The organism is Methylobacterium sp. J-030, from assembly GCF_022829545.1.
Lineage (GTDB): Bacteria > Pseudomonadota > Alphaproteobacteria > Rhizobiales > Beijerinckiaceae > Methylobacterium.
Map to the genome: position 1 here is coordinate 50,830 of NZ_JAKSYM010000403.1, position 13,602 is coordinate 64,431.

Consider the following 13,602-nt stretch of genomic DNA (forward strand, 5'->3'; position numbering starts at 1 on the left):
CCGGCCCGGGCTGATACCGGGCCGGCAGGGTCTTCGTGTCTTACTTGATCACGTAGGGCAGCAGGCCGAGGAAGCGGGCACGCTTGATCGCCTGGGCGAGTTCGCGCTGCTTCTTGGCCGAGACCGCGGTGATCCGCGACGGCACGATCTTGCCGCGCTCGGACACGTAGCGGGACAGGAGCTTGACGTCCTTGTAATCGATCTTCGGCGCGTTCGCGCCGGAGAACGGGCAGGTCTTGCGACGACGGAAGAAGGGGCGGCGTCCACCGCCCGCACCAGCACCAGCACCGAATGCCATGGGTTAGCCCTCCCCGCCGAAGCTGCGCTCGCCGCGATCACCACGGTCACCGCGATCGCCACGGTCACCCCGGTCGCCGCCGAAGCCGCCGCCGCCACCGAAGCCCTCGTCGTCGCGACGACGGCCGCGCTCGCGATCCTTGCGGTCGTCACGGTCGCGCTTCTGCATCATGGCGGACGGCTCCTGGTCGAGTTCCTCGACCCGGACGGTCATGAAGCGCAGCACGTCCTCGGAGATCTGCATCTGGCGCTCCATCTCGGCGATGGCGGCCGGCGGGGCGTCGATGTTGAGCAGCGCGAAATGCGCCTTGCGGTTCTTCTTGATCCGGTAGGCGAGGGACTTCACGCCCCACATCTCGATCTTCTCGAGACGGCCACCGTTCTGCTCGATCACACCCTTGTAGGTGTCGATCATCGTCTCGACCTGCTGGGACGTCACGTCCTGCCGGGCCAAGAGCACATGCTCATAGAGAGGCATATCGGGCCTTTCATAGTCAAAAGGAGCCCGGCCGCCGGGAGGCGGATGGTTCGGGCCGGTTCATCTCGCGGATCGCTCGGCGCCAAGCCCTTCGAGCCGATTTTCAGGCCCGAGCGGTTGATCGAAGGCGGAGACACCGGACGACGGGATCTTGACGAGCCCTATGCCGCAAGCGGCACCGTCCGTTCAGCCCCCGGCCGGAGCGAACGCGAGGGGCGGCGCATAGTCGGTTTTCACCGGGATGGCAAGCCGGTGAGGTTCGGGAATGGAGGCGCTGCGCGGTGCAACATCTGTCACGCCGCCTTGCCGGAACGCCAGCACGCCAGCATATCGCGGCCAGGACCCCGGCGCATCGCGCCGACCTTGGGACGAACCAGCGGATGACCTCCGAAACGCTGCGCCTCGGCGTCAACATCGATCACGTCGCCACCGTCCGCAACGCCCGCGGCGGCGACTATCCGGACCCGGTGCGGGCCGCGCTCCGCGCGGTCGAGGCGGGGGCGGACGGCATCACGGCGCATCTGCGCGAGGACCGGCGCCACATCCGCGACGCCGACATCGCGGCGCTCAGGCGCGCTCTGTCCGTCCCGCTCAACTTCGAGATGGCGGCCACCGACGAGATGGTGGCGATCGCGCTTGCCACCCGGCCCCACGCCGCCTGCCTCGTCCCGGAGAAGCGCGAGGAGCGCACCACCGAGGGCGGGCTCGACATCGTCGGCGGGCGCGATCACCTCGCCCCACGCATCCGGGCGCTGGCGGAGGCAGGCATCCGGGTCTCGCTGTTCGTCGAGCCGGAGCCGGCGGTGATGGAGGCCGCCTGGGCACTGGGGGCGCCGGTGGTCGAGCTGCATACCGGCAGCTACTGCGAGGCGGCGCTGGAGGACGATCCGGCCCGGACCGTGCATGAACTCGCTCGCATCCGGCGCGCCGCCGAGCACGGCGCGGGCCTCGGCCTGGAGATCCATGCTGGCCACGGCCTCACCCTCGGCAGCGTCGGCCCGGTGGCGGCCCTGCCGCAGATCCGGGAGCTGAATATCGGCCATGCGCTGATCGCCGATGCGATCTTCGTCGGACTGTCCCAGGCCGTAGCGGACATGCGGGCGGCCATGGACCGCGCCCGGTCCGCATGATCATCGGCATCGGCTCGGATCTCTGCGACATCCGCCGGATCGCCCGGACGCTGGAGCGCCACGGCGAGCGGTTCACCCATCGGGTGTTCACCGATGGGGAGCGGTCCCGCTGCGATGCGCGCGCGTCCCGGGCGGAGGGCTATGCGAGGCGCTTCGCCGCCAAGGAGGCCTGTGCCAAGGCGCTCGGCACGGGCTTGAGCGCCGGCGTGTTCTGGCGCGACATGGAGGTGGTGAACCTGCCCTCCGGCCAGCCGACCCTGCGGCTCGACGGCGGTGCCGCCGCGCGACTCGCGGAGATGCTGCCGCCGGGCCACGCCGCGCACCTGCACGTGAGCCTCACGGACGACCCGCCCCTGGCACAAGCCTTCGTGATCATCGAGGCGCTGCCCGTGCCGGGCGCCTGCTGAGGAGGGACCGCGGATTAGCCGGCCCCCTTCGTGCGTTGCGGGGGGCTCGCGCTTGGTCTAGACCCGCCGCTCACGGCGGACACGATGGCGGCGTATTCCCCGGGACAACCGCTCTCCGCGCCGCTCCCGAGGCGGCAGACGACGCAATCTCAACTGAAGACGGAACGTGCGCGTGGATTACGACGGCAAGCCGCTCAGGAAAACCGCCGAGACCGGCACCTGGGCCAGCATCCGCGAGACCCTCAAGGTCGGCATCCAGGCGCTGCTCATCGCCCTCGTGGTGCGCACGCTCCTGTTCCAGCCGTTCAACATCCCCTCGGGCTCGCTGGTGCCGACCCTGCTGATCGGCGACTACCTGTTCGTCTCGAAATACTCCTACGGCTACTCGAAGTACTCGCTGCCGCTCTCTGAATACATCCCGCTCCAGGCCGACGGCCGGATCTGGGCCGCCGAGCCCAAGCGCGGCGACATCGCGGTGTTCAAGCTGCCCAAGGACAATGCGACCGATTACATCAAGCGCGTGATCGGCCTGCCGGGCGACAAGATCCAGATGATCGACGGCGTGCTCAACATCAACGGCAAGGCGGTCAAGCGCGAGCGGATCGCCGATTACGAGACGACCGACCCCTACGGGCAGGACACCAAGGTGCCGCAATACCTGGAGACGCTGCCCAACGGCGTGGTCCACCGGGTGATCGAGCGCGACGGCGACAATGGCTTCTGGGACAAGACCGAGCTCTACACGGTTCCGCCCGGCCACTTCTTCATGATGGGCGACAACCGCGACAACTCCACCGATTCGCGCGATCTCGCCAATGTCGGCTACGTGCCCTTCGCCAACTTCGTGGGCCGGGCCGAGATGATCTTCTTCTCGATCGACGAGGGCACGCCGGCGTGGCAGGTCTGGAACTGGCCGGCCCATGTCCGCTGGACGCGCCTGTTCTCGACGATCCATTGATCGGTTTGGACTTGGACGACGCGGCCCAGCCCCGGATCTCGGCGCGGACTCGGCGCGCCCACAAGCCGCGTCCACCGCTCGGCCTGCTGGAGGCGCGGATCGGGCACAGCTTCGCCGATCAGGGCCTGCTCACCCGCGCGCTGACCCACACCAGCAAGGCCGCGGGCCGCGGTGGCAGCTACCAGCGCCTGGAATTCCTCGGCGATCGCGTGCTCGGCCTCGCGGTGGCGGACCGCCTCTACGCCGCGTTTCCGGATGCCGACGAGGGCGATCTCTCGCGCCGGCTCGCCGCGCTCGTGCGGCGGGAGACCTGTGCGGTCGTGGCCGAGGCTTGGGACGTCGGGCCCCACCTGATCCTCGGGCAGGGCGAGGTCATGGGCGGCGGGCGGCGCAACCAGACCATTCTGGCCGATGTCTGCGAGGCGATCCTCGGCGCCATCTATCTCGATGCCGGCTTCGACCCCGCCAAGGCCGTGATCGAAGCCCATTTCAATCCGAGCGAGCCGGTCTCGGCCGCGCGGGGCCGCGACGCCAAATCGACCCTGCAGGAATGGGCGATGGGCCGCGGCCTGCCGATCCCCACCTACGCGGTGGTGGAGCGTACCGGCCCGGACCACGCGCCGAAGTTCCACATCGCGGTGCAGGTGGAGGGCCTCGCCCCCGGGCTCGGCGAGGGCACATCGAAGCGGATTGCCGAGCAGGCGGCCGCGCAGGCGCTGTTGGAGAGGGAGGGGATCGGTGCCCTGCCGACGGCGGGGCCGACGGAGACAGCATGAGCGAGCACGATCAGGATGACGCCCCGATGGAGGGGCGCGCGAACGCCGTCTCCGCGCTCCCGGGTACGCCGGCCGACGCGCGGGCGGGCTTCGTCGCGCTGATCGGCGTGCCGAATGCCGGCAAGTCGACGCTCCTGAACAACCTCGTGGGCACGAAGGTCTCCATCGTCTCCCGCAAGGTGCAGACCACCCGGGCGCTGGTGCGCGGCATCTTCATCGAGGGGTCGGCGCAGGTTGTGCTGGTCGACACGCCCGGCATCTTCGCGCCCAAGCGCCGGCTCGACCGGGCGATGGTGCACTCGGCCTGGAGCGGCGCCGCTGACGCCGACGCGGTCTGCCTGCTGGTGGATGCCCGCAAGGGCGTCGACGATGAGGTCGAGGCCGTGCTGTCGCGCCTCGACGCGGTGAAGCGGGACAAGCTGCTGATCCTCAACAAGATCGACCTGATCGCCCGCGAGCGGCTGCTCGATCTCGCGGCCAAGCTGAATGCCGCCGCGCCCTTCGCCGAGACCTTCATGATCTCGGCGCTGAATGGGAGCGGCGTGCAGGATCTCCGGCGGGCGCTCGCCGCCCGGATGCCGGCCGGTCCCTGGCTCTACCCGGAGGATCAGGTCTCGGACGCACCCCTGCGCATGCTCGCGGCCGAGATCACCCGGGAAAAGATCTACGACAGGTTGCACGAGGAGCTGCCCTATCGCTCCACGGTCGAGACCGATCAGTGGCAGGTCCGGCCCGACGGGTCGGTGCGGATCGAGCAGACGATCTTCGTCGAGCGCGACAGCCAGCGCTCGATCGTGCTCGGCAAGGGCGGCCAGACCATCAAGGCGATCGGGCAGGCGGCCCGCATCGGGATCGCCGAGGCGGCCGACGCCAAGGTGCACCTGTTCCTGCACGTGAAGGTGCGGGAGAACTGGGCCGACGACCCCGCCCGTTACCGCGAGATGGGCCTCGAATTCCCCCGCGGATGATCGCCGTTCCCGGCCGCGTCGATTGCGGAGGCTGGGCTTCCGGCGCCAGTGCGGTATAAGCCGGGGCGTTCCCCCGGATGATCCGAGTCGGGCGCGGGTCCTGCCCGCACCGCCGCGGAGTCGCGTTCCGTAGCCGACTCTCCAACTCCTGAACCCTTCATGCGACATGCCGTATACGGCTTGCCGCCGATGGATCTTGCCGAGATCCCCGGCGATGCCGTCCAGGTTTCCCCGTTGATTCCCGGTGCCGCGCGGCTCGAGGACCTGTCCGAGAACAGCCTCGAAGCCGCCACCGTCCTCGCTCCGCCCGGAACGGTAGAGCGGCGCTACGTGCTCGCGCAGGTGCTGCGGGCGCTGGGCCCGGGCGGGCGGATGATCGCCCTGGCGCCGAAGGACCGGGGCGGTGCCCGTCTGGCCAAGGAACTCGGAACCTTCGGCTGCGCCGCCGCCGACCAGCCGCGCCGCCATCACAGGATCTGCATGGCGGCGCGTCCGTCGGAGCCGGCGGGGATCGCCGAGGCGATCGACGAGGGCGGGCCGCGTCACGTCGACAACCTCGCCCTGTGCACGCAGCCCGGCATCTTCTCCTGGGACCGGCTCGATCCCGGCACGGCCCTGCTCCTGGGCAACCTGCCGGTTCTGAAGGGTCGCGGCGCCGATCTCGGCTGCGGCCTCGGGATCCTGGCCCGGGCGGTCCTCGCCTCGGAGGCGGTCACCGCGATGACGCTAGTGGAGATCGACCGCCGCGCCGTCGAGATGGCCCGCCGCAACGTCCCCGACCCGCGGGCGACGATCCTCTGGGCCGATATCCGGACGCCCGGGCAGGTGCCGGGCAACCTCGACTTCATCGTCACGAATCCACCCTTCCACGAGGGCGGATCGGAGGATCAGGCGCTCGGCCGGGCCTTCATCGCCCGGGCCGCCGACGCGCTGCGGCCCGGCGGCACCCTGTGGCTCGTGGCGAACACGCATCTGCCCTACGAGGTGCCGTTGCGCGCGGCATTCCGCTCCGTGTCGGTGGCGGTTCAGGAGGGCGGCTACCGGGTCTACGAGGCGCGCCGGTGAGCGCGAAGGCCGTGCGGCTGGACAAGCTGCTCGCCAATCTCGGCTACGGCTCGCGCCGGGAGATCCAGGGGCTCGCCCGGGCCGGCGCGATCCGCCTCGACGGGGCGGAACTCGACGATGCCGGCGCGCGGATCGCCCTCGAGCCGGATCTCCCCGCGCGCCTGACGATCGACGGCGAAGCCCTCGATCCGCTGCCGGGCCTGTGCCTGATGCTGCACAAGCCCCGCGGGGTGACCTGCTCGCACAAGGAAGCGGGTCCGCTGGTCTATGGGCTCCTGCCGGAGCGCTGGCGCCGCCGCGATCCGCCGCTCTCCACCGTGGGCCGCCTCGACAAGGAGACCTCCGGCCTGCTGCTGCTGACCGACGACGGGGCGCTGCTGCACCGGATCATCAGCCCGAAGGCCGAGGTGGCGAAGCGCTACCGCGTGACCCTCGACCGGCCGCTGACGGGGGGCGAAGCGGCGGTATTCGCGTCGGGCACGCTGCTGCTGGAGGGCGAGGAGCGGCCGCTGCTGCCGGTGGACCTCATCGCCGAGGATGCCACCCATTGCGCCGTGACGCTGACCGAAGGGCGCTACCATCAGGTCCGCCGGATGTTCGCCGCTCTGGGCAACCATGTCACGGCGCTGCATCGGGATCGGGTCGGAGGGCTGGACCTTCCGGCGGATCTCCCCGCGGGGGCTTATCGCGTGATGACGGCAGAGGATGTGGCGGCGGTGTTCGCCGGCGGGTGATCCGGCCTGCGCGCTTCTCAATGCAGAGCACGCGCGAGTGCTATGACGGCGCCGATGACAGCCAGCGTTAGGAACCCGATCAAGCCCGCCACCCAGCGTACGATCTCGGATCGTGTATCCGCCAACGCGGCGCGCAAGTCGGCTTTCGTGACAAGATCACCCTGCAACGCTTCCGCCATGGCATCGGTCAAGCCTTCCGCCTGTTCAGGAGAGAGCTTGGCCTTGTCCCGGAGGGTTCGGGCGAACTTCAGGGTGTCGAACGCGACCGCCGCCATAGCCTGATTATCAGGAGCCGAGCCCACGTGTTGCAAGCGGTTTGAACACGGGCATTGATTGAGGTTTGGTGCCGCTTCGCGGCCGAGTCTTATGCTGGGTCCCGGATCAGGTTCCGCTGTCGCTACACCTGTCCGGGAAAGGGTGGCGGTTCCTTTTGAGGCGCGACCCTTTCCCGGGCGCCTGGAGCGCCAGCGGAAGGCGGCCCGGGATCCAGCACAAGACTCGGCCGCGAAGCGGCTCGACATACCCTTCGACCCGCCAGCGCCGCTCCGCAAAGCCTTGCTTCCAACCCCACCCTCTGCTAAGCGCCCGCCCATCCCACACGCGGAGCCGGCCTCATGCCTGAATGAGGCGTTTCCGGTGGTCGTCCGAAATTTCGGGCGGCTGCATCCCTCCGCGGCGGATCCAACCGGAGAGCACAAAGATATGGCCGTCGATTTCTCTATGCGTCAGCTCCTCGAAGCGGGCGCCCATTTCGGTCACCAGTCGCACCGCTGGAACCCGAAGATGCAGCCGTACATCTTCGGAACGCGCAACAACATCCACATCATCGATCTCGCCCAGACCGTGCCGGCGCTGCACCAAGCGCTGCAGGCGGTGAGCGACACCGTCGCCAAGGGCGGCCGCGTGCTGTTCGTCGGCACCAAGCGCCAGGCGGCCGACACGATTGCCGACGCCGCTAAGCGCTCGGCCCAGTACTACGTCAACTCCCGCTGGCTGGGCGGCATGCTCACCAACTGGAAGACGATCTCGGGCTCGATCTCGCGCCTGCGCAAGGTCACCGAGACGCTGGAGACCGGCGGCCCGGGCCTGACCAAGAAGGAGCGCCTGATGCTCTCCCGCGAGAAGGAGAAGCTCGAGAAGGCGCTCGGCGGCATCAAGGACATGGGCGGCGTGCCCGACCTGCTGTTCGTGATCGACACCAACAAGGAGCAGCTGGCGATCAAGGAGGCGAACCGCCTCGGGATCCCGGTGGCCGCCATCGTCGACACCAACTGCAACCCGGACGGCATCAGCTACATCGTCCCGGCCAACGACGATGCCGGCCGCGCCATCGCGCTCTACTGCGACCTGATCGCCAAGGCCGCCATCGACGGCATCTCGCGGGCGCAGGGCTCGTCGGGCATGGATCTCGGCGCTTCCGAGGAGCCGATGGCCGAGGAGCTGCCGGCGAACGACGATCAGGCCGTCTCGGTCGAGTCCGATGCCCTCGACCCGGCCGACGTGGCGATGCTCGCCGAGACGACCGAACATTTCGAGCTGCTCGCCGCCCCGCGCGGTGCGCCGGACGACCTGACCAAGCTGAACGGCGCCGGCCCGCAGATCGTGCAGAAGCTCAACGACGCCGGCATCTACCACTACTGGCAGATCGCCGCGATGACCCCCGCGGACGTCGCCAAGATCGATGCCGACCTGAAGCTCAACGGCCGCATCGACCGCGATTCGTGGGTCTCGCAGGCCCGCGGCTTCGTCGAGGCTGCCGCGGCGGCGTGATCCATCGGGGCTTCGCGGCGGCACCGTCATCGGGCCGTCGCGGTTCCAGGCATACCGGGCCCGGCCGCTCACCCGCGCGCCGGGCCTCTCTCATCCAGACCGTACGAAAGGGACCGCCATGGCCAACATCACCGCCGCGATGGTGAAGGAGCTCCGGGAGAAGACCGGTGCCGGCATGATGGACTGCAAGGGCGCGCTCAACGAGACGCAGGGCGACATCGAGGCCGCGGTCGACTGGCTGCGCAAGAAGGGTCTGGCCAAGGCCGCCAAGAAGGCTGGCCGCGTCGCCGCCGAGGGTCTGGTCGCCGTCGAGTCCGCCGGCCACCACGCTGCGGTGGTCGAGGTGAACTCCGAGACCGACTTCGTCGCCCGCAACGACGCCTTCCAGGCCTTCGCCCGCGAGGCCGCCAAGATCGCGCTCAACACCGACGGCACGCTGGAGGGCCTCCAGGCCGCTCATTTCCCGGGCGCCACCGAGACCGTCTCGGAGAAGCTGCAGGCCCTGATCGCCACCATCGGCGAGAATATGAACCTGCGCCGCGTCGCCAAGCTCGAGGTCAAGAAGGGCGTCATCGCTTCCTATGTGCATAGCCAGGTCTCCGAGGGCCTCGGCAAGATCGGCGTGCTCGTCGCGCTCGAGTCCGAGGGCGACGTCGAGGCGCTGTCCACGCTCGGCCGCCAGATCGCCATGCACGTCGCGGCGACCAACCCGGTGGCGCTCGATGCCTCGGGCATCGATGCCGCCACGGTGGAGCGCGAGTCGAACATCCTGCGCGAGAAGAACGCCGGCAAGCCGGACCACGTGCTCGCCAAGATCATCGAGAGCGGCCTGAAGAGCTACTACAAGGAGGTCACCCTCCTGGATCAGCCCTTCGTGCATGATGGCTCGAAGACGGTGAGCCAAGTGCTCAAGGAGGCCGCCTCCAAGGTCGGCGGTCCGGTCACCCTGACGGCCTTCGTGCGCTACGCGCTGGGCGAGGGCATCGAGAAGGAAGACGGGCCGGACTTCGCCACCGAGGTCGCCCAGCAGGCCGGCCGGGCCTGACTTTTTTCGAACCGGTAGGTTCAAGGATGCAGAAATGCCCCGTCCGGCGCGAGCCGGGCGGGGTTTTTCCTTTGGATCGGGCCGTCTGCGAACGGCACGCGGTGGACGGCCGATCGCCCCTTGACCTCGGCACAACACTCGTCATCTTATAGGCAAGTTGCGTATAGGGTAAACGCAGGGTGGCGTGTGCGGTCACGATCGTCGTCGATGACGCCAATAGCGACGACCCGATCTTCTCGGTCGCAGTGCTGACGCCTTGGGGTTCGCTCGACGTGATGGCCGAGGTGACGCTCTCGGGGCGCTCCCTCGCGCTGGTTGGCATGCAGATCGGCGGCGATCCGATGAGGTCATGGGGGGCGGCCGTCCTTCGGGAAATCGCCCCGGGGGTTATGGAGGCGCTGGATGTCGACGAGATCCGCATTGTTGGCAGCGTTCGGACAACGGGTGCAAATCCGGGACGAGACCCCCGTCCGAGAAGGCTCCGCAGAGCGTCTCAGCCTCACGCGGCTCGCGGGGTCGGACCTCGACACGGTAGCGGCGGCCCGCGTCTTGGTCCGTAAGCATCTCCCGATGAAGGCCGCCTACGCCGTCCTGACGGAGCTCTTCGATACCGGAGAGGCTTACGTCGCGGTGCCCAAGGTCGAGAGCCTCGACCGGCTGATCGCCGAACTGAAGGACCTGGGCATCGAGGCCCGCAGGCACGGCCCGGGCGCGATCGCGGTGGCGCGTGTACGGGAGGCTCTGCACCTCTCGCAGGCCCAGTTTGCCCTGCGGTTCGGTTTGGAAGAAGCGACGGTCAAGAATTGGGAGCAGGGCAAGTCCAAGCCGAACGCGACCGCTATGGCTTTGATCTGGACCATCCATCGCCACCCGGAGGCCGTCGTCGACGCCCTTTCCACCCGGGGGTCTGCGCCTGAGGAGAGTGTGGCGCCCGCCGTTGTGACGTCGGCCCATGGGCGGCAAGGCTGAAGCGCAGAGCTGACCACTCGGGAAGGCTGCGATGGCGTGCCTCGTGTTGCGGCGCACACCGCATCTCGCGGATGCGCACTATCTTCGGTGCATGCCTTTGAAACCCATCTCCTACCTGATGATCGGCGCCTTCGCGTCCGGTCTTGTGATGACCGTCGTCGGCGCCGTCGGCGTCCTGGCGGGCAGCTGAGAACAGGCGCCGGCCGGCGGGTCCCCGTCAGGCCGGCGCCGCATCGATCCAGGCTCCGCCGTCCCAGATCCGGACCGCGACGGTGGCGCAGCCGTCTTCGACCGTGATGCGGTTATAGGCGTTGGGCTCGTTCCCGCGCAGGCGCGTCGAGGTCGCCGAGCCGGCCTGGACGGCCAGCAGCCGCCCCCGGCACCCGCGCATCACACCCTGATCGACCGTCTCGTCCCCGGGATCGTCGTCCTGGGCGGAGCGCGCGTAATGTCGGTGCAGATGTCCGGCGAGCGTCAGGCCGACGCCACAGCGGCGGAACGCCGCCAGCGCCAAGTCGGCGCGCCCGACGAGCCGGGCTTCCGCGTCCCAGGGCGGCGGCCGGAACGGGTGATGGCCCACGACGATCTTGAACAGGCGCTCGGGCATGGCTTCGAGGCGGGCCGCGGTCCGGGCGATCTGGCTGCGCCGGATCACGCCCTGCGACCAGTCCCGCTCCGGCGCCCAGCGCCGCACCGTGTTCAGGCAGACCACGCCGATCTCCGAATCCGCGAAGCACGGCTCGGTCTCCTGCGCGATGGCGTGCCGGTAGCGCGCGAAGGGCCGCGCGAAGCGCTGCACCAGATCGTAGGGCGAGATGTCGTGGTTGCCCGGAACGCCGATCCAGGGCGGCGACAGGCGGTTCAGGAAGGTGCGGGCCTGCGCGAATTCGGACGGGCGCGCCGCCATGGTGAAGTCGCCCGACGCGACGATCAGATCCGGCGCGTCCCGGTTCAACTCGTCCACCAGCGCCTCGACGACGGCCGGGTCGGTGCGGCCGAAATGGAGGTCGGAGATGTGGCTGATCCGCCTCATGCCTCCGGCGCCCCTTCCGCGAAGCGCTGGCCCGTCTCGGAGCGCGGCACGATCACGGTCAGCGCGTGCCGACGGATCCGGTAGTGCAGGGGCGTGGGGATCAGGAGAACCTCGCCGTCGTTCATCACCAGGAGCGCCCGCCGCCGCGACGCGATGCTGAGGTCGCCGACCGGCAGCCGCTCCACGTCGGGGAGCCGGCGCCAGTCGCCGAGGGCGAACCCGACAGCGAGGCGCAGGCTGCTCCACACCGAGAGGTTGGCCAGCACGTAGAGCGTGAGCTGGCCGGCATCGACCGGCGCCCGTATCAGCACCTGCCCCGGCTGCTCGATGTAATCGCCCACGACCACCGCCATCAGCTGCCCGCGCAGGCGCCGCGCCGTCCCGTCGATCAGGCCGGTCACCGTGAGCCGGGGATAGCGGCCGAGATGGCGCAGCAGGCCGAGCGCCCAGCGCAGCAGGGTGCGCACGGCCCGGCGGGCGCGGTGCGCCTCCCGGTGGCGGGCGACCCGGGCGGCCATCCCGAGCACCGAATTGATCACGAAGATCCGGCCGTTCACGTCGCCGACATCGATCCGGCGCGGCACGCCCTGCGCGAGGTTGGCGATGGCGCCGTCCAGGTCGAGGGGCAGGCCGAGATCCTTCGCCAGCAGGTTCATGGTTCCGAGGGGCAGGATGCCGAGCGGCGTCCCGTGCCCAACCAGGGCCGCGGCCGCGCAGGCGACCGTACCGTCGCCGCCGGCCACCACCACCGCGTCGATCCCCGGCTCGGCTACCGCGGCCGCGATGCGCGCGGGCAGGGAGGCCGCCCGGTCGGCCTCGCCCAGGGCCTCGATCCCCGCGGCAGCGATCCGCACGCGGATCATCTCCGGCGTCGCGCCGCCGACGCTGCCGGATTCGGTGTTGATCACCAGGGCGACGCGCATGGATGTCCCGAGCCAGGGCGGGTGTCCGGCATGGCTTTGCCAGGGCTGCACGTCGTTCGCGTGTCGGTCCTGTTTCGCCCGATGATCCCCGCCCGATCGTGCCGCGCCCCTCGACGCCACTCACACGGTTGACGTAGAAGCCTCCCGGCTCGCGCGAAGCGGGTCGGACGGGGATCGAGATGCCGGAGACGACGCCGTTTCGCCGTATCCTCGTGAAGCTTTCGGGTGAGGCGCTCGCCGCACCGGACGGCTACTGGCTGCACCCGCCGACGCTGGCGGCGCTCGCCGATGACATCGCCCGCACCATCGAGGCCGGGGCCGAGGTCGCCATCGTGGTGGGCGGCGGCAACATGATCCGCGGGGCCCGCATCTCCGCGGCCGGCTGGATCGACCGGGCCACCGGGGATTCGCTCGGCATGATGGCGACCGTGATGAACTCGCTCGCCATCGAGACGGCGCTGAACGCGGCCGGCGTCCAGGCGCGGACCATGTCGGCCGTGTCGATGCCGACGATCTGCGAGACCTATGCCCGTCAGCCGGCTTTGCACCACCTCGACAAGGGCCAGGTGGTGGTCCTCGCCGGCGGCACCGGCAACCCGTACTTCACGACCGACACCGCGGCGGTGCTGCGCGCCGCCGAGTTGCGCTGCGACGCCGTGCTGAAGGCGACGCAGGTCGACGGCGTCTATTCGGCCGATCCGAAGACGGATCCCACCGCCACCCGCTACGACCGCATCACCCACGACGAGGCGATCGCCCGCGACCTCAAGGTGATGGACACCGCCGCCTTCGCGCTCGCCCGGGAGAGCCGGCTCTCGATCATCGTCGGCTCGCTGCATGCGCCGAGCTCGATCGCCGCGATCCTGTCGGGCGAGGCGCCCTCGACGCTGGTGGCGCCGTAGCAGGCGCGCTGTCCCTCGTCGTCTCGCGCCCCGGATGGGCGTCCGCTGCGAACGGGCGTGCGGCGTTCACATGCGACGGATGCTTGCCGTCATGTGACGTGGGGCGATTGTCTGGGGTCGCCCGGAGACGGTTCTGCGGCACTTCCT

Annotated in this window: 17 protein-coding genes; 12 read left to right on the forward strand and 5 right to left on the reverse strand. The window is 69.7% G+C overall.

Features of this window, described 5'->3' with window-relative positions:
- Positions 1 to 40: 40 nt before the first annotated feature.
- Together rpsR and rpsF are read right to left on the reverse strand one after the other, a co-directional pair.
- Positions 41 to 298, reverse strand: a complete 258-nt coding sequence (gene rpsR, locus MKK75_RS34175) for a 30S ribosomal protein S18 (RefSeq protein ID WP_091712669.1) — start codon at positions 296 to 298, stop codon at positions 41 to 43.
- 3 nt (positions 299 to 301) lie between these two features.
- Positions 302 to 775 carry a 30S ribosomal protein S6 gene (gene rpsF, locus MKK75_RS34180; protein ID WP_244046916.1) on the reverse strand — a complete coding sequence of 158 codons (474 nt, stop codon included), beginning with the start codon at positions 773 to 775 and terminating at the stop codon, positions 302 to 304.
- 380 nt (positions 776 to 1,155) lie between these two features.
- On the opposite strand from rpsF, the gene MKK75_RS34185 reads away from it, so the two are divergent.
- The 7 genes from MKK75_RS34185 (at position 1,156) to MKK75_RS34215 (ending at position 6,813) form a co-directional block, all read left to right on the forward strand.
- Positions 1,156 to 1,905 carry a pyridoxine 5'-phosphate synthase gene (locus MKK75_RS34185; RefSeq protein WP_244046917.1) on the forward strand — a complete coding sequence of 250 codons (750 nt, stop codon included), beginning with the start codon at positions 1,156 to 1,158 and terminating at the stop codon, positions 1,903 to 1,905.
- A complete protein-coding gene (acpS, locus tag MKK75_RS34190) occupies positions 1,902 to 2,312 on the forward strand; it encodes a holo-ACP synthase (protein WP_244046918.1) in 411 nt (136 codons plus the stop codon). Before MKK75_RS34185 ends, acpS begins: the two co-directional genes overlap by 4 nt.
- A gap of 172 nt (positions 2,313 to 2,484) precedes the next feature.
- Complete coding sequence (lepB, locus tag MKK75_RS34195) at positions 2,485 to 3,270, forward strand: signal peptidase I (RefSeq protein ID WP_244046919.1); 786 nt, start codon at positions 2,485 to 2,487, stop codon at positions 3,268 to 3,270.
- On the forward strand, positions 3,267 to 4,046 hold the full coding sequence (rnc, locus tag MKK75_RS34200; protein WP_279594315.1) for a ribonuclease III: 780 nt from the start codon (positions 3,267 to 3,269) through the stop codon (positions 4,044 to 4,046). The genes lepB and rnc overlap by 4 nt, the downstream gene beginning before the upstream one ends.
- Complete coding sequence (gene era / locus MKK75_RS34205) at positions 4,043 to 5,014, forward strand: GTPase Era (RefSeq protein WP_244046920.1); 972 nt, start codon at positions 4,043 to 4,045, stop codon at positions 5,012 to 5,014. Before rnc ends, era begins: the two co-directional genes overlap by 4 nt.
- A 159-nt stretch (positions 5,015 to 5,173) precedes the next feature.
- Positions 5,174 to 6,079, forward strand: a complete 906-nt coding sequence (locus MKK75_RS34210; protein ID WP_244046921.1) for a class I SAM-dependent methyltransferase — start codon at positions 5,174 to 5,176, stop codon at positions 6,077 to 6,079.
- Positions 6,076 to 6,813, forward strand: coding sequence for a pseudouridine synthase (locus MKK75_RS34215; protein ID WP_244046922.1), 738 nt, complete (start codon positions 6,076 to 6,078; stop codon positions 6,811 to 6,813). The genes MKK75_RS34210 and MKK75_RS34215 overlap by 4 nt, the downstream gene beginning before the upstream one ends.
- Positions 6,814 to 6,830: 17 nt before the next feature.
- Here the strand turns inward: MKK75_RS34215 and MKK75_RS34220 are convergent, their stop codons facing one another.
- Entirely contained in the window at positions 6,831 to 7,088 is a 258-nt protein-coding gene (locus tag MKK75_RS34220) for a CCDC90 family protein (RefSeq protein WP_244046923.1), read from the reverse strand.
- A gap of 427 nt (positions 7,089 to 7,515) precedes the next feature.
- Between MKK75_RS34220 and MKK75_RS34225 the strand changes: the two genes are divergently transcribed.
- The 4 genes from MKK75_RS34225 to MKK75_RS34240 all read left to right on the forward strand — a co-directional run bounded on the left by MKK75_RS34225 (position 7,516) and on the right by MKK75_RS34240 (position 10,787).
- Positions 7,516 to 8,583: a 30S ribosomal protein S2 gene (locus tag MKK75_RS34225; RefSeq protein WP_244046924.1), complete on the forward strand. Its 1,068-nt coding sequence runs from the start codon at positions 7,516 to 7,518 to the stop codon at positions 8,581 to 8,583.
- 118 nt (positions 8,584 to 8,701) lie between these two features.
- The gene (gene tsf, locus MKK75_RS34230) at positions 8,702 to 9,628 is read left to right on the forward strand and encodes a translation elongation factor Ts (RefSeq protein WP_244046925.1); all 927 of its coding nucleotides are present in this window, start codon (positions 8,702 to 8,704) and stop codon (positions 9,626 to 9,628) included.
- A 402-nt stretch (positions 9,629 to 10,030) separates the two neighbouring features.
- Positions 10,031 to 10,597 (forward strand): type II toxin-antitoxin system MqsA family antitoxin, encoded by a 567-nt coding sequence (locus MKK75_RS34235; protein WP_244046926.1) that lies wholly within the window; start codon positions 10,031 to 10,033, stop codon positions 10,595 to 10,597.
- Positions 10,598 to 10,628: 31 nt separating this feature from the next.
- Complete coding sequence (locus MKK75_RS34240) at positions 10,629 to 10,787, forward strand: hypothetical protein (protein WP_244046927.1); 159 nt, start codon at positions 10,629 to 10,631, stop codon at positions 10,785 to 10,787.
- Between the two features lie 27 nt (positions 10,788 to 10,814).
- Here the strand turns inward: MKK75_RS34240 and MKK75_RS34245 are convergent, their stop codons facing one another.
- Both MKK75_RS34245 and MKK75_RS34250 read right to left on the reverse strand, forming a co-directional pair.
- Entirely contained in the window at positions 10,815 to 11,630 is an 816-nt protein-coding gene (locus MKK75_RS34245; RefSeq protein WP_244046928.1) for a metallophosphoesterase family protein, read from the reverse strand.
- A complete protein-coding gene (locus MKK75_RS34250; RefSeq protein WP_244046929.1) occupies positions 11,627 to 12,553 on the reverse strand; it encodes a diacylglycerol/lipid kinase family protein in 927 nt (308 codons plus the stop codon). The genes MKK75_RS34245 and MKK75_RS34250 overlap by 4 nt, the downstream gene beginning before the upstream one ends.
- 179 nt (positions 12,554 to 12,732) lie before the next feature.
- Here MKK75_RS34250 and pyrH point away from each other — a divergent pair, with 179 nt between their 5' ends.
- Positions 12,733 to 13,455, forward strand: a complete 723-nt coding sequence (pyrH, locus tag MKK75_RS34255; protein WP_244046930.1) for a UMP kinase — start codon at positions 12,733 to 12,735, stop codon at positions 13,453 to 13,455.
- Positions 13,456 to 13,602 lie beyond the last annotated feature (147 nt).